At 63.8% G+C, this 25323-nt stretch carries 27 protein-coding genes; 13 read left to right on the top strand and 14 right to left on the bottom strand.

Annotated elements, in window-relative coordinates:
* Nucleotides 1-306: transposase (locus tag BM075_RS19345; RefSeq protein ID WP_177208419.1), on the top strand; the 306-nt coding region annotated here is incomplete at its 5' end.
* Between the two features lie 259 nt (nucleotides 307-565).
* On the opposite strand, the gene BM075_RS19340 is transcribed toward BM075_RS19345, so the two are convergent.
* Both BM075_RS19340 and BM075_RS19335 read right to left on the bottom strand, forming a co-directional pair.
* Complete coding sequence (locus tag BM075_RS19340) at nucleotides 566-1126, bottom strand: hypothetical protein (RefSeq protein WP_143089914.1); 561 nt, start codon at nucleotides 1124-1126, stop codon at nucleotides 566-568.
* Nucleotides 1127-1209: 83 nt separating this feature from the next.
* Nucleotides 1210-2907: an acyl-CoA dehydrogenase family protein gene (locus BM075_RS19335; RefSeq protein ID WP_093362334.1), complete on the bottom strand. Its 1698-nt coding sequence runs from the start codon at nucleotides 2905-2907 to the stop codon at nucleotides 1210-1212.
* Nucleotides 2908-3058: 151 nt separating this feature from the next.
* Here BM075_RS19335 and BM075_RS19330 point away from each other — a divergent pair, with 151 nt between their 5' ends.
* Complete coding sequence (locus BM075_RS19330; RefSeq protein WP_093362333.1) at nucleotides 3059-3829, top strand: sulfite exporter TauE/SafE family protein; 771 nt, start codon at nucleotides 3059-3061, stop codon at nucleotides 3827-3829.
* A 12-nt stretch (nucleotides 3830-3841) separates the two neighbouring features.
* Here BM075_RS19330 and modC read toward each other — a convergent pair whose 3' ends face one another.
* From modC to BM075_RS19305, 5 genes are all read right to left on the bottom strand, one after another.
* On the bottom strand, nucleotides 3842-4930 hold the full coding sequence (gene modC / locus BM075_RS19325; protein WP_093362332.1) for a molybdenum ABC transporter ATP-binding protein: 1089 nt from the start codon (nucleotides 4928-4930) through the stop codon (nucleotides 3842-3844).
* A complete protein-coding gene (gene modB, locus BM075_RS19320; RefSeq protein WP_093362331.1) occupies nucleotides 4927-5625 on the bottom strand; it encodes a molybdate ABC transporter permease subunit in 699 nt (232 codons plus the stop codon). Before modB ends, modC begins: the two co-directional genes overlap by 4 nt.
* A gap of 2 nt (nucleotides 5626-5627) precedes the next feature.
* Nucleotides 5628-6401 carry a molybdate ABC transporter substrate-binding protein gene (modA, locus tag BM075_RS19315; protein ID WP_093362330.1) on the bottom strand — a complete coding sequence of 258 codons (774 nt, stop codon included), beginning with the start codon at nucleotides 6399-6401 and terminating at the stop codon, nucleotides 5628-5630.
* A 140-nt stretch (nucleotides 6402-6541) separates the two neighbouring features.
* Nucleotides 6542-8140 (bottom strand): phosphoenolpyruvate carboxykinase, encoded by a 1599-nt coding sequence (locus BM075_RS19310; RefSeq protein WP_093362329.1) that lies wholly within the window; start codon nucleotides 8138-8140, stop codon nucleotides 6542-6544.
* Between the two features lie 180 nt (nucleotides 8141-8320).
* Nucleotides 8321-10183, bottom strand: coding sequence for a phosphoenolpyruvate carboxykinase (GTP) (locus tag BM075_RS19305; RefSeq protein ID WP_093362328.1), 1863 nt, complete (start codon nucleotides 10181-10183; stop codon nucleotides 8321-8323).
* 343 nt (nucleotides 10184-10526) lie between these two features.
* On the opposite strand from BM075_RS19305, the gene BM075_RS19300 reads away from it, so the two are divergent.
* From BM075_RS19300 to BM075_RS19270, 7 genes are all read left to right on the top strand, one after another.
* Nucleotides 10527-11228, top strand: coding sequence for a response regulator transcription factor (locus tag BM075_RS19300; RefSeq protein WP_093362327.1), 702 nt, complete (start codon nucleotides 10527-10529; stop codon nucleotides 11226-11228).
* Entirely contained in the window at nucleotides 11197-12939 is a 1743-nt protein-coding gene (locus BM075_RS19295; RefSeq protein ID WP_093362326.1) for a sensor N-terminal transmembrane domain-containing protein, read from the top strand. The genes BM075_RS19300 and BM075_RS19295 overlap by 32 nt, the downstream gene beginning before the upstream one ends.
* A 20-nt stretch (nucleotides 12940-12959) precedes the next feature.
* Complete coding sequence (locus tag BM075_RS19290; protein ID WP_093362325.1) at nucleotides 12960-13496, top strand: HPr kinase/phosphorylase; 537 nt, start codon at nucleotides 12960-12962, stop codon at nucleotides 13494-13496.
* On the top strand, nucleotides 13493-14413 hold the full coding sequence (gene rapZ / locus BM075_RS19285) for an RNase adapter RapZ (RefSeq protein WP_093362324.1): 921 nt from the start codon (nucleotides 13493-13495) through the stop codon (nucleotides 14411-14413). The genes BM075_RS19290 and rapZ overlap by 4 nt, the downstream gene beginning before the upstream one ends.
* Nucleotides 14410-14811, top strand: coding sequence for a PTS sugar transporter subunit IIA (locus BM075_RS19280; RefSeq protein ID WP_093362323.1), 402 nt, complete (start codon nucleotides 14410-14412; stop codon nucleotides 14809-14811). The genes rapZ and BM075_RS19280 overlap by 4 nt, the downstream gene beginning before the upstream one ends.
* Complete coding sequence (locus BM075_RS19275; protein WP_093362322.1) at nucleotides 14812-15090, top strand: HPr family phosphocarrier protein; 279 nt, start codon at nucleotides 14812-14814, stop codon at nucleotides 15088-15090. It abuts the gene before it with no gap.
* 84 nt (nucleotides 15091-15174) lie between these two features.
* Entirely contained in the window at nucleotides 15175-16029 is an 855-nt protein-coding gene (locus BM075_RS19270) for a lysophospholipid acyltransferase family protein (protein WP_093362354.1), read from the top strand.
* 109 nt (nucleotides 16030-16138) lie between these two features.
* On the opposite strand, the gene BM075_RS19265 is transcribed toward BM075_RS19270, so the two are convergent.
* Nucleotides 16139-17014, bottom strand: coding sequence for a 3-hydroxybutyryl-CoA dehydrogenase (locus BM075_RS19265; RefSeq protein WP_093362321.1), 876 nt, complete (start codon nucleotides 17012-17014; stop codon nucleotides 16139-16141).
* Nucleotides 17015-17199: 185 nt separating this feature from the next.
* On the opposite strand from BM075_RS19265, the gene BM075_RS19260 reads away from it, so the two are divergent.
* On the top strand, nucleotides 17200-18018 hold the full coding sequence (locus BM075_RS19260) for a DUF6473 family protein (RefSeq protein WP_245758916.1): 819 nt from the start codon (nucleotides 17200-17202) through the stop codon (nucleotides 18016-18018).
* A 59-nt stretch (nucleotides 18019-18077) separates the two neighbouring features.
* On the opposite strand, the gene BM075_RS19255 is transcribed toward BM075_RS19260, so the two are convergent.
* Nucleotides 18078-19004, bottom strand: coding sequence for an electron transfer flavoprotein subunit alpha/FixB family protein (locus BM075_RS19255; RefSeq protein WP_093362319.1), 927 nt, complete (start codon nucleotides 19002-19004; stop codon nucleotides 18078-18080).
* Nucleotides 19004-19765 (bottom strand): electron transfer flavoprotein subunit beta/FixA family protein, encoded by a 762-nt coding sequence (locus BM075_RS19250; RefSeq protein WP_093362318.1) that lies wholly within the window; start codon nucleotides 19763-19765, stop codon nucleotides 19004-19006. Before BM075_RS19250 ends, BM075_RS19255 begins: the two co-directional genes overlap by 1 nt.
* A 319-nt stretch (nucleotides 19766-20084) precedes the next feature.
* Between BM075_RS19250 and BM075_RS19245 the strand changes: the two genes are divergently transcribed.
* Nucleotides 20085-20264 (top strand): hypothetical protein, encoded by a 180-nt coding sequence (locus tag BM075_RS19245; protein WP_093362317.1) that lies wholly within the window; start codon nucleotides 20085-20087, stop codon nucleotides 20262-20264.
* On the top strand, nucleotides 20261-20482 hold the full coding sequence (locus BM075_RS19240) for a hypothetical protein (protein ID WP_093362316.1): 222 nt from the start codon (nucleotides 20261-20263) through the stop codon (nucleotides 20480-20482). The genes BM075_RS19245 and BM075_RS19240 overlap by 4 nt, the downstream gene beginning before the upstream one ends.
* Here BM075_RS19240 and BM075_RS19235 read toward each other — a convergent pair.
* The 4 genes from BM075_RS19235 to BM075_RS19220 are packed head-to-tail and all read right to left on the bottom strand — an operon-like array spanning nucleotide 20479 to nucleotide 22851.
* On the bottom strand, nucleotides 20479-21051 hold the full coding sequence (locus tag BM075_RS19235) for a cob(I)yrinic acid a,c-diamide adenosyltransferase (protein ID WP_093362315.1): 573 nt from the start codon (nucleotides 21049-21051) through the stop codon (nucleotides 20479-20481). The genes BM075_RS19240 and BM075_RS19235 overlap by 4 nt on opposite strands.
* 2 nt (nucleotides 21052-21053) lie before the next feature.
* Complete coding sequence (locus BM075_RS19230; protein WP_093362314.1) at nucleotides 21054-21257, bottom strand: twin transmembrane helix small protein; 204 nt, start codon at nucleotides 21255-21257, stop codon at nucleotides 21054-21056.
* Nucleotides 21258-21315: 58 nt separating this feature from the next.
* Nucleotides 21316-22143: an SDR family oxidoreductase gene (locus tag BM075_RS19225; protein ID WP_093362313.1), complete on the bottom strand. Its 828-nt coding sequence runs from the start codon at nucleotides 22141-22143 to the stop codon at nucleotides 21316-21318.
* A gap of 57 nt (nucleotides 22144-22200) precedes the next feature.
* Nucleotides 22201-22851, bottom strand: coding sequence for an SH3 domain-containing protein (locus tag BM075_RS19220; protein ID WP_177208418.1), 651 nt, complete (start codon nucleotides 22849-22851; stop codon nucleotides 22201-22203).
* 102 nt (nucleotides 22852-22953) lie between these two features.
* On the opposite strand from BM075_RS19220, the gene BM075_RS19215 reads away from it, so the two are divergent.
* The gene (locus BM075_RS19215; protein WP_093362311.1) at nucleotides 22954-25302 is read left to right on the top strand and encodes a DNA topoisomerase IV subunit A; all 2349 of its coding nucleotides are present in this window, start codon (nucleotides 22954-22956) and stop codon (nucleotides 25300-25302) included.
* Nucleotides 25303-25323 lie beyond the last annotated feature (21 nt).

Raw genomic sequence — 25323 nt, 5'->3', positions numbered from 1 at the left:
CAGGCGCGGCTCGGCGCCCTCATGGACGCCTCGCGCGACGACGTCCTCGCCTACATGGATTTTCCGCGTGAGCATTGGGCCCAGATCGCGTCGACGAACCCACTGGAGCGGGTGAACCGGGAGATCAAGCGCAGGTCCGACGTCATCGGCATCTTCCCGAACGACGAGGCCATCGTCCGTCTCGTCGGCGCGCTGATGCTCGAGACCAATGACGAATGGACGGTTGCACGGAGATACATGTCTCTTGAAAGCCTGGCGCGTGTCACCGACACTACAACCGTTAGGCTGTCCGCCGTGGCGACCTGATCAGCCTTGGACCTCTCCGAAGGTCGGCGCTCTTACACCATCTCTCGGGGCACTACCTTCCTCTGCGAGCGGATGGACCAATCGCAACCGATGCCCGGGGCGGAGACGTCGGGTGCGGGCTTTTTTGATCCCGACGACCTTCCAGAGATGTCCGTGGGACGTTCGAATCCTGCTGATGTGGCCCGGGCGCGCGCGCATCTGTTGAACCCGGCCTTGCCGACCGACTGGGATTGACGTCATCCGGGGCGCGCGCGCCGCGTCACGGACCAGCGAACAGGCCCTCACGCTGGCGCAGGATTACAAAACGCGATCCCGGCACCGGTCCCACGTGTCGAGCCGTTCCGATCATGTCAGGCGGATTCGTTCCGACCAGCCATATTTCCCGGGCGCCCTCCGTGTCCATTTCCTCCCTGACGGGCTCCGCGCCCGGAAATCGCGTGCCGATGTAGCGCCGCGCCCGGTCCGTCTGCCCGGTCCGGGACCCGGCGACCGCCGCGCAGGATGTTCCGGAAACCATGATCGCGGGACGCATGTCATCCACGACATAAGTGCGGCCGCCCTCGCCCCAATTGGATCGTAGCGGCACATACCCGGACCGGCGAAGCAGGACATCCATCGCACGGAGGCTGTCAGGGCCCTCCACACAGAATTGGTCAAAGGTGTTGACGAACGTGGCCGGGCTACTCTGGGGAAAGACATGCCCGGGGCGCATCGCGTTCAGTTCCCAGAAATCGGCACTGTCGGTGGGTCCGGTGCAGGCCGAAAGGGACGCCAGCGCGATCGCGCCTCCACACGACAGCAACCTTCCGATTCGATACACGACACCACACTCCACACCGAACGCGACGCGACCCTAGGGCCGCGTCGCGCCTGAGCAGAATGCGTCCCAACGCCACGTGGACGTCAGCCGAGCAGCCGGCGGGCGATGACCTGCGCCTGGATCTCCGCCGCACCCTCGAAGATATTGAGGATACGCGCATCGCAAAGCACGCGACTGATCGCGTATTCCTGCGCGAACCCGTTGCCGCCGTGGATCTGCAACCCGTTGTCCGCGGCCGCCCAGGCCACGCGTGCGCCCAGCAACTTGGCCATGCCAGCCTCCAGGTCGCAGCGCTGGTCGTGATCTTTCTCCCAGGCCGCGAAATAGGTGAGCTGACGGGCCACCATGATCTCCACCGCCATCATCGCCAGCTTGCCGGAGACGCGCGGAAACTCGATCAACGCCTTGCCGAACTGCTTGCGGTCCTGCGCGTACTGCGTCGCGATATCGAGCGCCGACTGTGCCACGCCCACAGCGCGCGCAGCGGTCTGGATGCGGGCGGCCTCGAAGGTCTTCATGAGTTGCTTGAAGCCCTGCCCCTCCTCGCCACCGAGCAGGTTCTCACACTTCACCTTGAAGCCGTCGAACCCGAGCTCGTATTCCTTCATGCCGCGATAGCCCAACACCTCGATCTCGCCGCCGGTCATGCCGGGGGACGGGAACGGATTCTCCTCCGTACCCGGCGTCTTTTCGGCCAGGAACATGGACAGGCCCTTGTGGTCTTTCGTGGACGGATCGGTCCGCGCCAACAGCGTCATCATATGCGTCCGCGAGGCGTGGGTGATCCAGGTCTTGTTCCCGGTGACGCTGTAGTCCCCGTTTTCGTCCTTCACCGCGCGTGTCCGCAGGGAGCCGAGGTCAGAGCCGGTGTTGGGCTCGGTAAAGACCGCTGTCGGCAGGATCTCCGCGCTGGCCAGTTTCGGAAGCCAGTGTTCCTTCTGCGCCGGGGTGCCACCGGCGAGGATCAGCTCGGCGGCAATCTCGGAGCGGGTTCCAAGCGAGCCGACGCCGATGTAGCCGCGCGACAGCTCTTCGGAGACCACCACCATCGATGCCTTCGACAAGCCGAACCCGCCGTATTCCTCCGGGATCGTCAGCCCGAAGACACCCATTTCGGCCAGTTCCTCGATGATCTCCATTGGGATCAACTCGTCCTTGAGGTGCCATTCGTGGGCGTTGGGCTCCACGCGGTCCAGGGCGTAGCGGCGGAATTGCTCGCGGATCATCTCCAATTCGTCGTCCAGCCCCGTGGCGCCAACGGTGATGTTCGCTGCCTGCTCCTGCATCAACTCCACCAGACGCGTGCGGGCGCGCTGGCTGTTGCCGCTCTGGCAAAGGAGATCGACCTCCGGAGTTTCCAGGGCGCTATGCGCTTCGCTTTCATCCAGGCCCATGTCCCGCATCCGGACGATTTCGCCCTGCGACATGGGAATGCCGCCGCGGATCTGGGCGAGATATTCGGCGAAGGCGATCTGGTGGATCAGGCGTTCGATCTCGCCAAACTTGCCCTGCGCTTCCAGTCGTTCGGCCCATGCCTGCATCTGGTTCAGTGCCTGAGCGTAAGTCGCCAGCCAGGCCAGCGCGTGAGCTGCGGTCTGGTGTTCCTCGACAAGCCGCCCGGAGACGCGCCCGTCCTCCGTCACGCGGCTGCGCACGGCCGAGCGCGCCTGCGCCAGCACGCCATCCACGGGCACAAGGGCGGCTTCGGTCAGCGTCAGCAGGTCATCCAGAAGCGGTCCGGCAGCGTCGGCCTTGGGCAGGTCCTGTCCATCGTGCGGCATAGGTCGAATCCTCCGTCATCGGGTCTCGGACGGGGATACGACCTTCGCAGTCGCAGAGCAACATAATTTCAATTGGACAAAGTAATAGAGTTCTTTATGTCCCGCACTAAAATCCGGTGCGCGATGTCCCCGGATACGCTAACTCCTGTGGATGGACCTGTCTCTCAACGGCATCCTCCCGCCCCTGCTTCTGGTGGCGGCCTTCGCCATCACGTTGGTTGCCGCCTTCGTGAAAGGGGCCACGGGGTTCGCGATGCCGATGATCATGATCTCGGGCCTTGCCTCCTTTCTCTCGCCGGAACTTGCGCTGGCAGGGTTGATCCTTCCGACGTTAGTTACGAATGGGATGCAGGCGCTGCGGGACGGACCGGCGGCGGCATGGGACGCGGTTCGCCGCTACCGCCTCTTCTTCCTCATCGGCGGGGTCTTCCTCGTCCTGTCCGGTCAACTGGTCACGGCGGTGAACCCGCGTATCATCTACGCGCTGATCGGCGTTCCGATCATGCTCTTCGGCGTCGCCCAGCTTTCCGGGTGGAAACCGGCGATCACCAGCGAGCATCGCCGCAGAGCAGAAATCGGTTTGGGCGCCGTGGCGGGCGGGATCGGCGGCATCTCCGGCGTCTGGGGGCCGCCATTGGTGATGTATCTGACGGCGCTCGACACGCCCAAGACGGAGCAGGTGCGCGTGCAGGGCGTTGGCTTCGGGATGGCCTCGATCCTTTTGCTCGGAACGCATTTGCAAACTGGCGTCCTGAACGCTCAGACGGTGCCGTTTTCCGTCATCCTCCTCGCGCCGGCACTGGCGGGAATGTGGCTCGGGCAGCGCGTCCACGACCGCCTGGACCAGGCGATGTTCCGGCGCATGACGCTGGCGGTGCTGGTGGTGGCGGGGTTGAACCTGATCCGGCGGGCGGTGTTCTAGGCCGCGACAGGTTCAGCCGTCCCCCAAGGCCTGCGGGGCCACCGCGACGGACTTGACGATGGCATGGCAGGGCGTTCCAGGGGTCAGCGCCAGCGCGCGGGCGGACCGGGTCGTGATGCGCGCCAGCAAAGTGTCATCGCCGGAGGCGAGCTGCACCATTACGCAATCGCCCGGCACGGTTCGCAGGCCGCTTACCGTGGCCGGCAGGATGTTGAGCGCGGACAGACCTTCTGGCCGGGCGCGCGACAGGATGACCTCGTGCGCAAGGATGCGGATGCGCAGCAGGCGACCCGGCGGGGCGGCAATGCCGGGCAGAAGCAGCGCACCGGCGGAGGTGCGCAACTCACTCAGCCCGTCGGCCAGGTGAGCGACGACCCGAGCCTCGATCACCGCCCCGGCCGAGCGCGGTCCGAAGCTCGGCACGATTTCCAGATCCGACAGCACGCTTGCCGTCGGCCCGGACCGCAGCACGCGCCCCCGCTCCAGAACGACCACGGTGGTGGCTAGCCGGGCGACCTCCGCTACCGCATGGCTGACGTAAAGGATCGGCAAGCCGGCTTCGTCCCTCAACGCCTCGATGAAGGGCAGAATCTCCTGCTTGCGGGCTTCGTCCAGCGCCGCGAGCGGTTCGTCCAACAGCAGCAGCCGTGGTCGGGAGAGGAGTGCGCGTCCAATGGCGACACGTTGCTTTTCGCCGCCGGACAGACCGGCAGGACGTCGGTCGAGCAGGCCTGCGATGCCGAGCAGGTGGACGATCCGGTCGAACTCCGCCTCTTCCACCCCCCTGCCCTGCGCGCGGCATCCGTAGGCCAGGTTGCGGCGCACCGTCATGTGCGGAAACAGGCGCCCCTCCTGGAACACATACCCAACCCCGCGCCGGTGCGGAGGCAACCACACGCCGGCGGCGGTGTCGCCCATGACCCAGCCGCCTACGGCCACGCGGCCCTCGTCCGGGCGCAGAAGGCCCGCCACGGCCTGCACCACGGTGGTCTTGCCGGCCCCGGAATGGCCCAAGAGCGCGGTCACGCCGTCGGGCGCCTCGAACGCGGCGTCGAGGGTGAAATCCGAAAGATGGTGGCGGAGGCGGACCGAGAACGTCATCGCCCTTCCATCCTGCCATGAAGCCTTCGCGCCAGTATCTCGGACGCGATAAGCGCACCCATGGAGAGGGTCACGGACACCGCGACCAGCGCCACCGCCTGCCCCTCCGCGCCTGGAACCTGTAGAAAGGCGTAAACGGCCGAGGGCAGGGTCTGGGTCTGTCCGGGAATGTTGGAGACGAAGGTGATGGTGGCCCCGAATTCTCCCATCGCCTTGGCGAATGCGAGGATCGCCCCCGCGATCACACCGGGCAGGATCAGCGGAAGGGTGACGGTCGCAAAGACCCGCAGCCGCCCGGCGCCCAGAGTGGATGCCGCCTGCTCCAGCCCCGGGTCGACCGACTCGATCGACAACCGGATTGCCCTGACCATCAACGGAAACGCCATGATCGCCGCTGCCAGAGCCGCCCCCTTCCAGTTGAAAGCGAAAGTGATGCCGAATGTGTCGTAGAGAAACGCCCCGACGACGCCCTTGCGCCCGAAAGTGACGAGAAGCAGATAGCCCGTCACCACGGGCGGCAAGATCAGGGGCAGGTGCACGAGCCCGTTGAGCAGGTGCCGTCCGGGGAAGCGTTTGCGTGCCAGAAGCATGGCCATGCCGATGCCCAGCGGCAAGCTCACCGCCACGGCCCAGAACGCGACCTTGAGCGACAGCAGAACCGCCGCCCATGCCTCCGCGGACAGTCCGAGCGCCATGGTCAGCCGCCTTCCGATGCCAACGCGAAGCCGTGGGCGTGGAACACGGTCGCCGCCTCCGGCCCGCCAAGGAAGTCGGCCAGTTCGTCAGCGGCGTCCGTAGGGCTGCCTGCGATCCGGACGAGCGGGTAAACGATCGGGGGATGTGTCTCCGCCGGAAACCGGCCGACGAGGGTGACGCGCGGCTCCGCCCGGGCGTCAGTGGCATAGACGATGCCGAACGGCGCTTCTCCCGTTGCCACCAGCGCCAGCGCGGTTCGCACGTTGTCAGTCTGCGCGACCGAGGGAGCGAGGCCATCCCACCACCCGAGAGACTGGAGCGCCGCCTTGCCATAGATCCCCGCAGGCACCGCATCGACCAGCGCCATGGCGAGCCTGCCGTCGCCGAGACGGGCTTTTAGCGCATCCGGTTGATTCATGTCGAGCGGCGTTGCCTCCGGGTCATGCGCCACGATCACGAGGGAGTTTTTCAGCAGATCGCGCCGGCTGCCCGGTTCAATGAGGCCGTCCCGTTCCAGCTCATCGACCCACGCCTCGTTCGCGGACAGGAACAGGTCCGCCGGCGCGCCCGCCTCGATCTGCCTTGCGAGGGTCGAGCTGCCTGCGAGGGAGAGGATCGCGGTGTGGCCGGTCGCCTCCTGCCAGGCTCCAGCCAATTCCTGCAGCGCATCCCGCAGGCTTGCGGCCGCGAAGACGAGCACCTCGTCCGCCCGGGCGGGACCCGGCACTGCGACACCGAGAACTGCCGCCACGAGAAGCGGCCCGACTGCGTTCATGGATATTCTCCCCCGAAGCTGGCCGAACCGATACTGGCCCGCCCCGCCATCGCCCACAAGGCCGTGCACGTCACACTCCTCAAACGAAGGACGGCCCGGAATGACCGGGCCGTCGCAATAGGTCTTGCCGAAGGGCCGGATCAGCCGATCGCGACAGCTTTTACGTCTTCGCTGACGTAGGGCAGGTACTGCTGGAAGTTCTCCTTGAACATGCCAACCAGTTTCTTGGCCTGCTCGTCATAGGCTGCCTTGTCTTTCCAGGTGTCACGCGGGTGCAGCAGATCGGTCTCGATACCCGGCACTTCCACCGGAACCTCGAACCCGAAGTGCGGGTCCTTCTGGAAGGCAACCGTTTTGAGCGTGCCATCGAGCGCAGCGGAAAGCAGACCACGGGTGGCCTTGATCGGCATCCGGGAGCCCACGCCGTAGGCGCCGCCGGACCAGCCGGTGTTCACCAGCCAGCAGGTCGCACCGTGATCGTTGATCTGTTTCATCAGCAGGTCGCCGTAGACTTCCGGACGGCGCGGCATGAAGGGCGCACCGAAGCAGGTCGAGAAGGTCGGTTGCGGCTCGGTGACGCCCCGCTCGGTGCCCGCAACCTTGGAGGTGAAGCCCGACAGGAAGTGGTACATCGCCTGCTCCGGCGACAGACGCGCAATCGGAGGCAGCACGCCAAAGGCGTCGCAGGTCAGCATGATGACGTTCTTCGGGTGACCCGCAACACCGGTCGCCGAAGCGTTGTCGATGTAGAACAGCGGGTAGGCACAGCGCATGTTCGGCGTCAGGCTGTCATCGTCGAAGTCGAGCTTCAGCGAGTCTTCGTCGTAGACCATGTTCTCGATGACGGTGCCGAACATCCGCGTCGTGGCGTAGATTTCGGGTTCCGCTTCCGCCGAGAGGTTGATGGTCTTGGCGTAGCAGCCGCCCTCGAAGTTGAAGACGCCCTTGCTGTCCCAGCCATGCTCGTCGTCACCGATCAGCACGCGGTTCGGGTCGGCCGACAGCGTCGTCTTGCCGGTCCCGGACAGGCCGAAGAACACAGCGGCCTCCTCGGGCTTGCCGGGGGCGTGGTTGGCCGAGCAGTGCATGGCCATGACGCCTTCTTCCGGCAGCAGGTAGTTCAGCGTGGTGAAGACCGACTTCTTGTTCTCGCCGGCGTACTCGGTGCCGCCGATCAGGATCAGCTTCTCTTTCAGGTTCAGCGCGATGACGGTCTCGGACCGGCAGTTGTGGCGCTCCGGATCGGCCTTGAAGGACGGGCTGTTGATCACGGTCAGACCGGGGATGAAGCTGTCGAGTTCCACACGGGCCGGACGGCGCAGCATGTGGCGCATGAAGATGCCGTGCCAGGCGAATTCCGTCACCATGCGGACGTTGAGCCGGTGATCCTTGTCGGCGTTGGCGTAGAGGTCTTCAACGAAGAACTCCTTGCCCTTCATGTGCTCCAGCATGTCGGCCTTGAGGTTGGCAAAGCCCTCTTCCGACATCGGGGTGTTGTTTTCCCACCAGATGGTGTTCTCGGTGACGTCGTCGCGAACGACGTGTTTGTCCTTGGGCGACCGGCCGGTGAATTTGCCGGTGTTGACCAGCATGGTGCCACCCAGACCGATGTGACCTTCTCCCTTCGCGATGGCCTTTTCCATCAGTTGCGAAACCAGGAGGTTGTAATGTACTTCGCCCAGTCCGGTGATACCTTGCTCTTGCAGGCTATACGACGAATTCACACGTCCATTGGTCATCTATTACTCCTCACGACCGCTATTGCGGTCCTTCTTGTTGAAGTGATGGCGGGCAGCGGGTCTGCCAACCAAGGCGTTCGGACCTGGGATATTCCGGATAATCGCGCATTCGCGCATATCGCACGGCTCCCCGGCCCTTGATGGAAAATCGGGCGGCCTGAGCCGCCCGATTTCATGGGTTCAGCCAGCAGGCCGAACCACGTCTTCGTGTGCAAGTTCCCAATGGTCCGGGGAGCGCCACAGGCGCGAGCGCAGGAGTTCGCGTTCGAAGATGAACTCCTTCGGAAGCCGGTCGAAGAACTTGTCGAACTGCTCTTCGTGGGCATGGGCTTCCTTGGCGCCGGCTTCGCGTCCAACTTCCATCAGCTTGTAGAAGGTCTCGGCCGGGAAATCGAGGCCGTCCCAGGAGATGTCCTCGTGGCGCGGCATCCAGCCGATCGGGCTTTCGACGGCGTAGCCCCGGCCGTGGACGCGGTCCACGATCCACTTCAGGACGCGCATGTTGTCGCCGAAGCCCGGCCAGATGAACTTGCCGTTCTCGTCCTTGCGGAACCAGTTGACGCGGAAGATCCGCGGCGGGTTGGACACCTTGCGCCCGACGTTCAGCCAGTGGGTGAAGTAATCGGCCATGTTGTATCCGCAGAACGGCAACATCGCCATCGGGTCACGCCGCATTGCGGCCTGACCAATCGCGGCGGCCGTGGCTTCCGACCCCATGGTCGCGGCAAGGTAGACCCCGTGGCTCCAGTTGAAGGACTGGAACACAAGCGGCATGTCCTTGCTCATCCGGCCGCCGAAGATGAAACCGGCGACGGGCACACCGGCCGGGTTCTCCCACTCCGCGTCGATGGACGGGCAGTTGGCGGCCGGTGCCGTGAAGCGCGCGTTCGGGTGCGCCGCCGGGGTGTCGCTTTCCGTCGTCCAGTCGTTGCCTTTCCAGTCGATCAGGTGTGCCGGCGGCTCCTTCGTCATGCCTTCCCACCAGATGTCGCCATCGTCGGTGAGCGCACAGTTGGTGTAGATGACGTCCTTGCGGATCGTTTCCACCGCGATCGGGTTGGAGGCCTCGTTGGTGCCCGGAGCGACGCCGAAGAAGCCGGCTTCGGGGTTGATTGCCCGCAACTCGCCCTCGGGACCCTTCTTGATCCAGGCGATGTCGTCACCGACGGTGCTGACTTTCCAACCCTCGAACCCTTTCGGCGGAAGAAGCATAGCGAGGTTGGTCTTGCCACAGGCACTCGGGAAGGCCGCGGCGAGATAGGTCTTCTCTCCTTCGGGGGACTCGAGACCCATGATGAGCATGTGCTCGGCCATCCAGCCTTCGTCCCGCGCCATCACCGAGGCGATGCGGAGCGCCAGGCACTTTTTGCCGAGCAGAGCGTTGCCGCCGTAGCCCGAACCGTAGGACCAGATCTCGTAGGTTTCCGGGAAGTGGACGATATACTTGTTCTGGATATCGCTTTCACACGGCCACGGCACGTCTTCCTCGCCCGCCGCCAGCGGCGCGCCGACGGAGTGCATGCAGGGGATGTACTCTCCGTCCGTACCGAGCGCATCCAGCACGGCCTGGCCCATGCGCGTCATGATCCGCATGTTCGTGACGACATAGGGGCTGTCGGTGATCTGGACGCCGATCTTCGCAATCGGGGAGCCGATCGGCCCCATGCTGAACGGAATGACATACATCGTGCGCCCGGCCATGCAGCCATCGAAAAGCCCGTTCAAGGTTTCGCGCATTTCGGCGGGCGGGGCCCAGTTGTTGGTGGGGCCGGCATCTTCCTTGCTATTGGAGCAGATAAAAGTCCGATCCTCGACGCGGCCGACGTCGGACGGATGCGAGCGAGCCAGGTAGCTATTGGGACGTTTTTCGGGATTAAGGCGGATGAAGGTTCCGGCATCCACCATTTCCTGGCACAGCCGGTCGTATTCTTCCTGGGAACCGTCACACCAAACGACTTGTTCGGGCTTGCACAGGGCACGCATCTCTTCGACCCAGGCGATCAGCCGGGCGTTTTTGGTCGGTGTGGCCGTTTGCGTTTCCATGCTTGTCTCCTCGGATTGCGGGCAATCTGCCCAGCCAGCGCGGGCCCACTGGCCCGGCGAGGTCCGTATAACAGCGACCAACAGAGAATGGACTGCGACAAGACCGGCATGTTAGCGGCCGAACCCCCATTTCCGTGGGGGTGAATGACAGGGTTTCCCTTTCTGCATGTCGAAACTCGCGGCGTACGCGGCACCATGTGATGCAAATACGCAATCCACCTCCGAAATAGCCTTTCCAAAGGTGGCATACCCGGTCGCGATTCGCATTCTTGGTTGATTCCGTGGTCACTAAGCGGGAAAATGCGCCGATAATGATGCTAGAGCAGTACAAGGAACCCCGGGCATGTCGCGCATCGCGCTGGTTGACGACGACAGGAATATCCTGACCTCAGTATCGATGACCCTCGAAGCGGAGGGCTTCGAAGTCGAGACTTATAACGATGGGCAGTCGGCGCTGGACGCTTTCAACCGCCGGCTCCCCGACATGGCGGTTCTGGACATCAAGATGCCCCGGATGGACGGCATGGACCTGCTGCAGCGGCTGCGCCAGAAGACCAGCATGCCCGTCATCTTTCTCACGTCCAAGGACGACGAGATCGACGAGGTGCTCGGCCTGCGGATGGGCGCGGACGACTACGTGAAAAAGCCGTTCTCTCAACGGCTTCTTGTGGAACGCATCCGCGCGCTGTTGCGCCGTCAGGAAGCGATCGCGGCCGATGAATCCGGCGAGCCCGAAACCGCGCAGATCATGGTCCGCGGCGAACTGACGATGGACCCGCTGCGCCACTCGGTGAGCTGGAAGGGCCAGGACGTGTCGCTGACCGTGACAGAGTTCCTTCTGCTCCAGGCACTGGCCCAGCGGCCCGGCTTCGTGAAGAGCCGCGACCAGCTGATGGACGTCGCCTACGACGACCAGGTCTACGTCGACGACCGGACCATCGACAGCCACATCAAGCGTCTGCGTAAAAAGATGCGCAGCGTCGACAGTGATTTTTCCGCGATCGAAACACTTTATGGTATTGGGTACAGGTACAACGAGGAGTGATCCTCCGGCCCCGAAGGGGAATACGCGCGTGCGTGACAACCGTGGTGTGGTAAATAGTGATGTCGTTCTCGGAGAGGATTGGGTCAGCCCCGAAGCCTCCGATGCGGATGTGCGCCGAAAACGCGAGAGGCGCGGCTACCTGACGCTCAATCGCTCGCCGCTGGCGCGCAAGATCATCACCTTCAACCTCATCGGGCTGCTGATCCTCGTCGGCGGGGTGTTCTATCTCAACCCGTTTCGCGACAGCCTGACTGCACAACGCGTCTCCGGCCTGAATTCAGAGGCCGGCCTGATCGCCAACGTTTTCGAAGCGCAGATGCCGCGCAACGCCCCTGTCAGCCTGGCAAGCGGCGACGGCATCAACCCGCAGGCGACGCTCGACGCCCTGTCGCTGTCGCGCGGTGTCACTGTTTTCGTCTACGACGGCGCCGGCCAGCAGGTTGCCAACCGCTCCGGTCCGGCCATCGAACTCGATCGGCCCGAGGGTGGCAATATCATCACCGGGGCGTTGAACAGCATCTGGAATGCCACCTCGCGCCTTCTGACCCCGGGCAACCTGGAGTTCACCGGCGCCGACGGAAAGGACCTTGCCGACGCCCTCGTGCCCAACGTCGCGCCGGGCACGACGCCGACCGCAACCGGGGTGGACGCCGCCGGTGAAAAGCTGTTCGCCGTTGCGGCGCCGATCATGCAGGGCGAGACTCTGATGGGGTCCGTCGCCGTCGCCTCCGCGGCCGGCGAAATCGACTCGCTCGTCCGCAAGGAGCGCGAGCAGGTGCTCCAGATGTTCGTGATCGCCATTCTGGTCTCTATCGGGCTCAGCCTCGTGCTCGCCTCGACCATCGCCAACCCGCTGTCGGATCTCGCCGCAGCCGCAGAGATCGGGCGCGACCGCAACGTCCGCAAGCTCGCTCCGGGCCGGGTCCGCATCCCCGACCTAACGGGCCGGCCCGACGAAATCGGCCGCCTGTCCGGCGCGCTTCGGGGAATGGTCGCCGCGCTCTACGACAGGATCGAGGCAAACGAACAATTTGCCGCCGACGTCGCCCACGAAATCAAGAACCCACTGGCCTCCCTCCGTTCCGCCGTTGGCACGATGCGCGTGGCAAAACGCGAGGATCAGCGCGAAAAGCTCCTCGACGTGATCGACCACGATGTGCGGCGCCTGGACCGCCTCGTCAGCGACATTTCCAATGCGTCCCGCCTCGACAGCGAACTGGTGAAGGAGGAGGAGGACCAGTTCGATCTCCTCCATATGCTCACGAACCTGACCGATTACCTCGGTCAGGAGGCCGCATCGAAAGGTGTCGAGTTCATCACCGACCTGCCCCGACAGCCGATCATGGTCTACGGTCTCGAGGCACGCCTCGCACAGGTGTTCGTCAACCTCATCACCAACGCCATCAGCTTCTGCGAGGAGGGGGATGCCGTTCGCGTCTGGGTCCGCAAACGGGACAATCGCGTTCTCGTGGTTTTCGAGGATACCGGACCGGGTATTCCCGAGCAGGCTCTCACCAAGATCTTCAACCGCTTCTATTCGGAACGGCCGCCAGGGCAATTCGGGGACCACTCCGGGCTGGGTCTCGCGATCTCCAAACAGATTGTCGAGGCGCATGGCGGCGTGATCTGGGCCGAGAACATCCGCCCGACCGAGGCCGACATCACTTCCGAGCCGCTCGGCGCCCGTTTCGTCGTCGGCCTTCCGATCTAAACCGTGAGGAGGCCGCGCCAATGACGCCTCCCCCGAAGCCTCCGCCGCCGCTCCGCACCCGTTCGGCCGGCGCACCGATCGTGGCCGCGGAAGGGGCCGAAACGCTGGAGACACAAAACGAGACCGCAGATCCGACGCAGGAGACGGTCCTTCATGCCAGTTGCGTCGCGCTCGACGGCCGGGCCCTGCTGATCCTCGGGGCGTCCGGCAGCGGCAAGTCGAGCCTGGCGCTGGACATGATCGCTCTCGGCGCCTGTCTCGTCGCGGATGACCGCACCGTGATCCGCCGCGACGGCCACCGACTAACGGCATCCTGCCCGCCCACGATCGAAGGCAGGATCGAGGCGCGGTATGTCGGCCTACTCCGCTTGCCGAGCTGCCCCGAGGCCGATGTAACCTACGTGATGGACCTCGACCGGACGGAGACCGAGCGACTGCCGCCGCCCCGGCACATGCGCCTGCTCGGTCAATCAGTAACTTTGCTCTATCGCCCACCCGGGTTAAATGCGGCAGGAGCATTGTTCCACTGCCTGAAGGACCGGCGCGAGACACCATGACCGAGACACCTCCCCTTCCCCTTCCGGGCGACGGGCCGGCGCGCCGGATCGTTCTGGTGACCGGCCCATCGGGTGCTGGCCGTAGCACCGCCATCCGCGCGCTGGAGGACCTCGGGTTCGAGGTCATCGACAACATGCCTCTGAGCTTGGTCCCGCGTCTGCTGGACGGTCCGGCCTCCGGTCCGGCTCTCGCGCTCGGGATCGACACCCGCAACAGGGATTTCTCGCCCGACGCGCTGCTGGAACTGAGCGACGGGATGGAAGATCGCGGCATGGAGATCCTCTATCTCGATTGCCACCCCGAAATCCTTCTGCGGCGCTACTCAGAAACCCGTCGCCGCCACCCTCTCGCCCCGGCGGAGAGCCCGGGCGTAGGCATCAAGCGGGAATTCGACCTGCTGGCACCGATCCAGCAACGGGCCGACATCATGATCGACACGTCGGAACTCACCGTCCACGATCTGAAGGCCGAGATCGCACGCTGGTACGGCGGCGGACAGGAGAAACGGCTGGCATTGTCCATCCACTCCTTCTCCTACAAGCGCGGGTTGCCGCGGGGCCTGGACATGGTGTTCGACTGCCGCTTTCTGCGAAATCCGTACTGGGAGCCGTCGCTCAGGCCGCTCAGCGGACTTTCAGACGAGGTGGCCCGGCACGTGATGGAGGATCCGCGGTTCGACGCCTTCTTCACCCAGGTGCGCGATCTCGCCCTGCTGCTTCTGCCGGCATACGTGGAAGAGGGGAAATCCTACCTCGCGATCGGCTTCGGCTGCACGGGAGGGCAACACCGCTCGGTCACACTCGCTCAACGTCTCGGGAAGGCACTTGCGGACGCGGGGTGGCAGGTGTCAATTAGACATCGTGAACTTGAGCGTCGCGCCGCACAAGGCGGCAGCGCAAGCGGGGTCTTGAGGTGATCGGCATCGTGATCGTCGCCCACGGCGGTTTGGCGGACGAGTATCTTGCGGCCGTCGAACATGTCGTCGGCAAGCAGGACGCCATGCGCGCGATTGCGATCGCTCCGGATCACGACCGTCTGGCCAAGCAGGCGGAAATCCTCGAGGCGGCCGACGCGGTGGACAGCGGCGACGGCGTCGTGGTCGTGACGGACATGTTCGGCGGATCCCCCTCAAATCTCTCGCTCAGGGCCTGCGACAAGGAAAATCGCAAGATCCTCTATGGCGCAAACCTGCCGATGCTCATAAAGCTGGCAAAATCCCGGCAAATGCCGGTGGACGCCGCCGTGCAATCCGCGTTGAAAGCGGGGCGGAAGTACATCAACAGCTTCGACGGAACCACCGGGAAACGCTTCTGAATGTCCAAGAACGTCGTGCAGACGCTGCAGATCGTCAACGAAAAGGGCCTGCACGCCCGTGCCTCCGCCAAATTCGTGGAGACCGTCGAAGACTTCGACGCGTCGGCCACAGTCCGCAAGGACGGCCTGGACGCAGCCGGCGACAGCATCATGGGCCTTTTGATGTTGGCAGGCTCCCGCGGAACCTCTATTGAAGTCGAGACCAGCGGCCCGCAGGCCGAGGAACTTGCGCAGGCCCTGGCGGAGCTCGTCGCCAACCGGTTCGGCGAGCCGATGTAAGGCGGATCGGCCCGGAGGTCTTGCGCGGTGGTGGAATCGACCCAGGACAGGCTCCTCCCTGCACGGCGTCGGCCGACGCGCCAGCTGCTGGGCCAGGGCGACGGCAACCTAGCGGATCAGCCCTACGACCGGCGCCGCCTGTCCTATGCGAATACCTTTGAAAGCCCCGTCCGGCGCGGTGTGATCCACACCATGGAAGCGCTGACCGGAAAACTCCGCCTTCTTCGCCTGATCCGGCGGTTCGAGGCGATGGGCGTTCCCAATGGCCAGGCCTTCTGGAAACAGGCGCTCGATGTGATGGGGATCGCGCTGCGGACCCCGCCGGAGCAAATCGCGCGTATCCCCCGCACCGGCGCCCTCGTCATTGTCGCGAACCACCCCCATGGCCTTGTCGACGGGATGGTCCTTGCCGAGCTTATCGGGCGCCGCCGTACGGACTACAAGATCCTGACCCGCTCGTTGCTGACCGGCGTGGGCGAGATCGACCAGTTCATGATCCCCGTCCCCTTCGCCCACGAGGAGGACGCACTCCAGCAGAACCTGGACATGCGGCGGCAGGCCATGGATCATCTGAAGGCTGGCGGCTGTATCGTGCTCTTCCCCTCAGGCGTGGTGGCGTCGTCCGACAGCCTCTTTGGACCTCCCGTCGAGCGGGAATGGAACCCTTTCACCGCCAAGATGATACAGAGGTCCGGCGCCCGAGTTCTGCCCATCCATTTTCCAGGCAGCAATTCCCGCTGGTACCAGATGGCCAATCGGGTTTCCGCCACGTTGCGTCAGGGCCTTCTGCTCTACGAAGTTGTCCACGCGCTGAACAGGCCACAGGCGCCGATTGTCGGCCAGGTGATCGACAGGACCACCATTTCCGCCTGGGCCGATAACCCGCGCGGTTTCGTGGCCTGGCTTCGGCAACGGACTCTCGACCTCCGCTCGACCTGACGGAGCGGCGCGCGCCCAACACATCTTGTGTCGCCAAATATCCTCGGGGTGGAGCGCCCCGGCACGGGGCGCGTTGGGGGGCAGACAGCCCCCCTGCGCCTTTTCCCGTTCAGCGCGACGGCACGGGCTCTTCGCCGCGATAATCGTAGAAGCCCCGCCCCGCCTTGCGGCCCAGCCACCCGGCTTCAACATACTTCGTCAGCAGCGGGCAAGGCCGGTATTTCGTATCGGCCAGTCCGTCGTGCAACACGTTCATGATGGCCAGACAGGTATCGAGCCCAATGAAATCAGCCAATTCCAAGGGCCCCATCGGGTGTCCGGCCCCCAGCTTCATCGCGGTGTCGATCGAACGTACGTTCCCAACACCTTCATACAGCGTGTAAACCGCCTCGTTGATCATCGGCAGCAGGATCCGGTTGACGATGAACGCCGGGAAATCTTCCGCGCTCGCCGCCGTCTTGCCGAGATTTTCCACCACCTTCAGCATGGTCTGATAGGTCGCGTCGTCGGTCGCGATGCCTCGGATCAGTTCAACCAGCGGCATCACCGGAGCGGGGTTCATGAAGTGCAGCCCCATGAACCGTTCCGGCCGGTCGGTACGGCTCGCCAGACGCGTGATCGAGATCGAGGATGTGTTTGAGGTCAGGATCGTTTCGGCCTTCAGATGCGGCTGCAGATCCTCGAAGATCGCGGACTTGATCGTTTCCCGCTCGGAGGCCGATTCCACGATCAGGTCGGACGATCCCAATTCCTCGAGGCTCAGCGTCGTGCTGATGCGCGCCAGCGCCGCGTCGCGGTCGGCCGCCGAAATCTTCTCACGGGACACCTGCCGTTCCATGTTCTTTCGGATGGTCTTCAGTCCGCGGTCGAGGGCGTCCTGGCTGATGTCGTTGATCGTCACGTCATAGCCAGCCAGAGCGAAGACATGGGCGATGCCATTGCCCATCTGACCCGCCCCGACGATGCCTACGTTTTTTATGTCCATCTGTCCCACCCTCCACGGATGCTGCATCGGTAAATCCCGCCGATCATATTTTGCACCTGCGGATTGATCCAGCACACGAACCCGATGCCGGTACGTGCAAATCGTCTCAATATGTTCATTTAGCCAATTCGAAAGGGACCAGCGCGAGTCTCGCCTCCGGGTGAATCAGATTCGAGGTGGCGGTAATGGCTTTTGAAAATCCGGGCGATGGCGCCCTGAACTACGATCCGTGTCGCTACGGGGCGTCGAAGCTCCTCTTCCGCGGGCCACGGAGGCGGCTGGAGGGCCGATTCGCCGTCTTTTTCGGAAGCTCAGAGACCTACGGAAAATACATCGAACGGCCGTTTCCGGAATTGGTGGGGGACCGGATGGGTATGCGCACCGTGAACATGGGGTGCGTGAATGCCGGTATCGACGCCTACCAGCACGACGCCTTCTTGCAGGATGTGGCCGGAAAGGCGCAGGTCGCGGTAATCCAGGTCATGGGAGCGGCGAACCTGTCGAACCGGTTCTACTCCGTTCATCCGCGCCGGAACGACAGATTCATCAAGCCCTCGGCGCTTATGCGAACCCTGTATCGTGACCTCGATTTCTCGGAGATTACTTTCACGCAGCATCTCCTGAGATCGTTGGAGGAGCATTGCCCACGCAGTTATGCGCTCGTCGTGGACGAGTTGAAAGCCGCCTGGGTCGCGCGCATGCGCTCTTGGCTCGGCAGCCTCGACTGCCACACGGTATTACTATGGCTGGCCGACCATGCTCCCGGGGAGGGCGACGGCTCATCCGATCCCAGGTTCATCGATCGCAAGATGCTGGCCGAGATCACGCCCCTGGTGGATCGCCTGGTGGAGGTGGTCTACCCGGTTCCGGCCGAAGCGGAACCGTCGGACGGATTGGTCTTTTCCGAATTGGAGGCGCCGGCAGCCGTCAGCACGCCTGGCGTTAGCGTCCACGAGGCCGTTGCTGAGGCCCTCGTACCAGCTTTGCAGAGAATAATCGCTTGAGGCGTAATACGAAATCGGAGCCCGCCAACGCGGCAGGCTCCGAAAGCCATGACTCGCCGTCAGACCTTTTCAGTCAGCTCCGGCACGGCCTGGAACAGGTCCGCGACCAGGCCGTAGTCCGCGACCTGGAAGATCGGGGCATCTTCGTCCTTGTTGATCGCGACGATCACCTTGGAATCCTTCATCCCGGCGAGGTGCTGGATCGCGCCTGAAATGCCGATCGCGATGTAAAGCTCGGGCGCCACGACCTTGCCCGTCTGCCCGACTTGCCAGTCGTTGGGTGCGTATCCGGAATCGACCGCCGCACGCGACGCACCCACCGCCGCACCGAGCTTGTCTGCCAACGCCTCGATGAGCTTGAAGTCCTCTTCGGAGCCGACGCCCCGCCCGCCGGAGACGACAACACCGGCCGAGGTCAGTTCCGGCCTGTCGCTGGCAGCGACCTTGTCTTCCACCCATTCGGCGAGCGCAGGCCCGTCCGGAGCGGCAACGGTTTCAACGGGTGCAGACCCACCGTCGCCGGCGGCGTCGAAGGTCGAGGTGCGGATCGTCAGAACCTTTTTGGCATCCTTCGACTTCACCGTCTGAACCGCGTTGCCCGCATAGATTGGCCGCTCGAAGGTGTCGGCGTCCACGATGCCGGACACATCGGAGATCACCATCACGTCGAGCAGCGCCGCCACGCGCGGCATCACGTTCTTGGCGTCAGTAGTCGCCGGGGCGACGATGTGGTCGTACCCGTCGGCGAGCGAAACGATCAGCGCAGCCGTGGCCTCGGCCAGCCGGTGATCCAGGGACGGGTCCTCCGCCACCAGGACCTTCGACACGCCATCGAGCTTGGCCGCGGCCTCGCCCGCCGCCGCAGCGTGGGCACCGGCGCACAGCGCGGTCACTTCACCCAGTTGCGCCGCCGCGGTCACGGCCTTGGCGGTGGCATCCACCGCCAGTTCGCCCTTGTTCACTTCGGCCAGAAGAAGAACCGTCATCAGAGAACCCCCGCCTCGTCCTTGAGTTTCGCCACGAGCTCATCGACCGAGCCCACCATCACCCCGGCCTTGCGTTCCGCCGGCTCGCTCGTCTTCACGACCTCAAGCCGCGGCGACACGTCGACGCCGTAGTCCGCCGGAGACTTCGCATCCAGCGGTTTCTTCTTTGCTTTCATGATGTTGGGAAGCGATGCGTAGCGCGGCTCGTTCAGCCGAAGATCAGCAGTCACGATCGCCGGAAGCTTCACCTTGATGGTCTGCAGGCCACCGTCGACCTCGCGGGTGACGACGGCGTTCTCGCCTTCTACGGCGACTTCGGAGGCGAAGGTTGCCTGCGACCAGCCAAGCAGCGCCGCCAGCATCTGGCCCGTGGCGTTCATATCGTTGTCGATCGCCTGCTTGCCACAAATGACGAGGCCCGGCTCTTCCTCCTCCACGATTGCCTTGAGGATCTTGGCAACCGCCAGCGGCTCTATATCGGCGTGGACGTCTTCGGACGCCTCCACCAGGATCGCCCTGTCGGCCCCCATGGCGAGCGCGGTACGCAGCGTTTCGGTCGCCTGCTTTACCCCGATGGAGACGGCAACGATCTCGGTGGCCACGCCTTTTTCCTTCAGGCGGATTGCTTCCTCGACGGCAATCTCATCGAAGGGGTTCATCGACATCTTTACGTTGGCAAGATCGACGCCGCTCCCGTCCGCCTTCACGCGAACCTTCACATTGTAGTCGATCACGCGCTTGACTGGTACGAGGACCTTCATTCACGTGTCTCCCTGCTGGCCAGCCTCCTCGACCGGCGGTTACATTTCGTATCTGTCGGAACACTTCCTACCGGAGCGATTTACGCTGCAACAGCAAAAAGCGACCTCCGCGCGCCCGTCGGCGACGCGATTTTGTCGCGGCCAAGAAAGATTGTTTCAGAAATAACCCTGTTGCCGCACGGAAACACCCCGCCCGTTAGACGCGTCAAGATCATTGCAGACGCGCCCCGAGGCCGTCAGAGCGGTAACATTCATTAACGCATTTTTAACCCCATGGGGCTACCAGATGCCGAATTGTGCAGACGAAAGACCTGCAGTGATGTTTCCGCACGATGAAATTTCCGAACTCCACGCAGCCCTCACACGGGCGAAGGCGATGGGATTCGAGAAAACGGCGGAGGCTATGATGACCGTTCTGACGGACATGCTCGCAACGAACGGCGAGTCCGACACGACACAGCCGCTCCTCCCCGCCGGCGACCTGGAGAATGGAGTATGAGCGACCGCGAGGTTCACGTCGACATCGGCCAAAGCCTGTGCCGTGTGTGCGGGACCGCGCGCTTCCGCGGCAACCGACGGACGATGCAACTGGCGCAAACGGCGCTCCGGGCGGCATTCGCCGAGATCGGCGGCTTGCCGCAGGAGACCAGTTGCCCGCACGGCGGACCGGACGAACCCGGCTGCCCAATGTTGACGGGATACAGCGGCCGCGATTAACGGTTCGCGCCGGGGACCCAGAGCACATCCGCCGTCCCGTTGTCGTTGGCGGCCCGCGCGGCCACGAAGAACCAGTCCGACAAACGGTTGAGATATTTCACGACAGTGTCATTGACTGCCTCGGCCTCCGCCAGCGCGACCGTGAGCCGTTCCGCTCTGCGAGACACCGTGCGGCAGTGGTGGAGATGGGCCGCAAGAGCGGTGCCGCCCGGCAGGATGAAGCTGCGCAACGGCGAAAGATCGGCGTTCATCGCGTCGATCTCCCGCTCGAGACGCTCCACTTGCGCGGCGACCATACGGAGCGGGGGATAGTCCGCATCGGCGTCCTTTTCCGCATCCGGGCGACACAGGTCAGCCCCAAGGTCGAAAAGATCGTTCTGAATCGCCGAAAGCTGCGTATCGGCGTCGCCCTCTGCATGGAGCCGCGCCAGCCCGATGACCGAATTACACTCGTCCACGGTGCCATAGGCTTCGACCCGCAACGCGTGTTTCGGCACCCGTGCGCCATCGCCGAGGGCTGTCGTTCCGGCGTCTCCTGTGCGTGTATAGATCTTGTTGAGAACGACCATGGTCAGCCTCCCCGGCGTAGATAAACATAAAGCAGGACCACGAGGATCGCGACGAACTGCGCGTAGATCCGGTAGCGCATGATCCGGTTGGCGTGTTTCCGATTGAAATCGCCCCCCTTTGCAAAGCCACCGATGCCGGTCAGCAGAATGAACAGCACGACCAGGACGGCGACGGCGACAAGGATGAACAGCGGATCGGAAATCATTTGGTCCCCCTGGGCTTGCGCAGGACATAGCCCGTGACGCCCAGAATGCGAAGCCCCTTCACCCCCGCCGGATGATGGCGTCCAGCGCCCGGGTCGGCAGGACCCGCCTGAGCGCGCCCATGATGTGCGTCGGCGCGGTCACGTAGTACCGGGGGCGAGGGTTGCGGCTTTCGAGAGCGTGAATCAGTTTTTTCGAGATGGCAGAGGGCGGTAGCTCGAATGGATCGCGTCCGCGGCTTTTATAGAGACGCTTGAGGAGGCTGCTTTCGTACTGCGCGGCCCTGGGCGATGCGCGCCAATCGATCCAGCGCTCGAAGTGCGGAATGGAATTCACACGTATTTTCGACGTCACCGGCCCCGGCTCGATGAGCACCACCTTGATCGGCGTATCCGCCATTTCGAGCCGCAGCACATCGGTCAGTCCTTCGATGGCGAACTTCGTCGACACGTATGCCCCACGCCATTTCATCGGCACCAGACCCAAGACCGAGGAACACTGCACGATCCGCCCTTGCCCTTGCGCCCGCATGATCGGGATCACGTGGCGGATCAGGTCGTGCCAGCCGAAGACGTTGGTTTCGAAGATCGCTCTAAGCCCATCCGTTGGAAGATCTTCCAGTGCTCCGGGAAGGGCGAATGCGCCATTGTTGTAGAGTGCGTCGAGCGTCCCGCCTGTCCGCGCAGTCGCTTCAGCGACTGCCGCTGCAATCGACGCAGCGTCCGCGTAGTCCAAGGAGAAACTTTCCAGACCCTCATCGCATAAGCGCGCACAGTCACTTTCTGACCTGCATGTCGCGAATACGCGCCACCCACGTAACTTGAGGTCGTGCGCCGCCCGGTAGCCAATGCCCGACGAGCAGCCGGTGATGAGGATGGAACGTACCATGAGGGGGCCTGCGTCTGCTGCCCCCTCTTGGCGTGTCTTCAATCTGCGTGCAAGACGTCAGCCGTCGCTCAAGCTGCGGGCAAGGTATCGGCGGGACATGTAGCCCATCTGGTCGCCATCGTTCATGCGAACGCGCGCCCAGTCCGGACCTTCATAGGCGACCAATTCGACCAGATCGCCCTGTTGCACCGCACCCATGACGCGATATGCCGTCGACGGTCCGGACCGAACGTTGACCCGATTGCCCGTCACGTAGAGCATCGTGGACCCGCTCTGGTTCGCTTGCGCATTGCCTTGCACGGTTCCGAAACCCGGATCGGACAGGCCCGCCAGAACAGGCTCGCCGATCGGTTCGTCAACCTGCGGCGCAACACCGGCGCCGGCTGATGCCTCGATCAATACGTCGCCATTCGTCAGGCTTTCACCTTCCGCAACCTGCAGAACCGCCGGCGTCGCGTCGCTCTCTATTGCAGGAACTTCTGACGCGTGCTCCAGCATTGCCGCGGCCGGCTCGCTCAAAGACTGCGGCCGCTCTACAGCAGCTAGACTGGATGGCGCCGCGTCCGCACGCGTCACGACCACACCACTGTTTTGGCCATCAGGCGAAGGGGGGGCCATAATCATGGCCACGAAAAGAATAAAAAGCGTACCGGCCACATAACGTCCCAGCATCAAAATACCTCCGAAAAATACAGCATCGGGAATCACTCCTGACGTCGACAACATACCATGCAACGCGTTGCACTGGCTCGATCAGTTCGCTTTCAGAACCGCTTGTTCGTTCCAACGCGCTTGGCTACACAACGTTCCATGAGCGATGAAGATAACCGCCCGGACCCTCCGTCACTGGAAACATCCGAGCCCCTGAGCCGGGCGATCGGCGAGCGGTATCTGACATATGCGCTGTCCACGATCATGCACCGCGCGCTGCCGGATGCGCGGGACGGGTTGAAACCCGTCCATCGGCGCATCCTTTATGCCATGCGCGAGCTGCGGCTCACCGCGACCGGCGCCTTCCGCAAATCGGCGAAGATCTCGGGCGACGTGATGGGCAACTACCACCCGCACGGGGATGCCGCCATCTACGATGCCATGGCGCGGCTCGCCCAGGATTTCGTGATCCGCTATCCGCTGGTCGACGGCCAAGGCAACTTCGGCAACATCGACGGCGACAATCCCGCCGCCTCCCGCTACACCGAGGCGCGACTGACGGCTGCGGCCGAGGCCCTGATGGAGGGGCTGGCCGAGAACGCAGTCGATTTCCGCGAAAACTACGACGGCACCCTGACCGAGCCCGAAGTCCTGCCGGCCGCCTTCCCCAACCTGCTGGCGAACGGGTCCAGCGGCATCGCGGTGGGTATGGCCACGAATATTCCGCCGCATAACCTCGACGAACTGGTGAAGGCCTGCCTGCACCTGATCGACACACCCGATGCGCGCGACGACACCTTGCTGAACTTTATTCCCGGCCCTGACTTCCCCACTGGCGGCGTTATCGTGGAGCCGCGGGACAGCATCGCCGAGGCCTACCGCACGGGCCGGGGCGCGTTCCGCCTGCGCTGCCGGTGGGAGATCGAGGAGATCGGTCGCGGCCAGTGGCAGATCGTTGTGACCGAGATCCCCTACCAGGTTCAGAAGTCGAAGCTGATCGAAAAACTTGCGGAGCTGATCCAGACCAAGAAGGTCCCGATTCTGGCCGACGTGCGCGACGAGAGCGCCGAGGACATCCGGATTGTGCTGGAGCCGCGCTCCCGCAATGTCGATGCCGATGTCCTGATGAACATGCTGTTCCGCAATTCCGAATTGGAAACACGCTTTTCCCTGAACATGAACGTTCTGATCGACGGCCGCACACCGAAGGTCTGTTCGCTCAAGGAAGTGCTGCGGGCCTTCCTCGACCACCGGCGCGAGGTGCTGATCCGGCGCTCGCAACACCGGATGGAGAAGATCGACCACCGGCTCGAAGTGTTGGAAGGCTTCATCATCGCCTTCCTCAACCTCGACCGCGTGATCGAGATCATCCGTTACGACGAGGCGCCAAAGGATGCGCTGATGCGCGAACGTTGGGGGCAGGAATTCCCGCGCGCCCTCTCCGAGGCCGACTACGTGCCCCCGGCCCCCCTGCGAAAGGGCGAGGACGGATCGCTGAGCGACGTACAGGCCGAGGCAATCCTCAACATGCGTCTGCGCAGCCTGCGCAAGCTTGAGGAGATGGAACTCGTCGCCGAGCAGGAAGCGCTGATGGCTGAGCGCGCCGCGCTGCAGGACCTGTTGGAAGACACCGGCCTGCAATGGGCGCGGATCGGCGAGGAGCTGAAAGAGATCCGCGCGAAATTCGGCAAGAAAGCGCCCGGAGGCGCGCGCCGCACCGGCTTCGCAGAGGCCGGCGTCGTGGCGGAGGTGCCGTTGGAGGCCATGATCGACCGGGAGCCGATCACCGTTGTCTGCTCGCGCATGGGCTGGATTCGCGCGATGCGCGGCCACATCGGGCTGGACTCGGATCTTAAATTCAAGGACGGCGACGAAGGCCGCTTCCTCTTCCATGCGGAAACGACCGACCGTCTGCTGATCTTCGGCACCAACGGACGCTTCTACACGCTCTCCGCCTCCGCACTGCCCGGCGGTCGCGGCATGGGCGAGCCCGTCCGGCTGATGGTGGATCTCCCGAACGAAGCCGAAATCGTGGCGCTGATGATCCATCGAACCGGACAGAAGCTCTTGGTCGCGTCGTCCGCCGGTGACGGCTTTGTCGTGCCCGCCGACGAGGTGCTCGCCCAGACGCGCGCCGGCAAACAGGTCCTGAACGTCAAGGGCGAGGTTTCGGCAACGGTCTGCAAGCCCGTGGCGGGGGACCATGTCGCGGTGATTTCCAAGAACCGCAAATTCCTGATCTTCCCGCTCGCCGACCTGCCCGAGATGACCCGGGGCAAGGGCGTCCGCATCCAGAAATACAACCATACCCGCGGCCGGCAGGGCACGCTGGAACTGGACGGTGGTCTTTCCGACATCACGACCTTCGACATCGGCGAAGGGTTGAAGTGGACCATGCCGAACGGCCAGACCCGGCACGAGAAGGATCTTACTCCCTACATCGGCAAGCGCGCCTCCGTTGGCCGCCAGCCGCCCTACGGGTTCCCGCGGGACAACAGGTTCACCTGACGCCTCCCGATCAGGCGTTGC

It is taken from the genome of Tropicimonas isoalkanivorans, assembly GCF_900112335.1.
GTDB lineage: Bacteria > Pseudomonadota > Alphaproteobacteria > Rhodobacterales > Rhodobacteraceae > Tropicimonas > Tropicimonas isoalkanivorans.
Note: the sequence above shows the minus strand (reverse complement) of the source record. Positions and strands in the feature narration are given on the sequence as shown.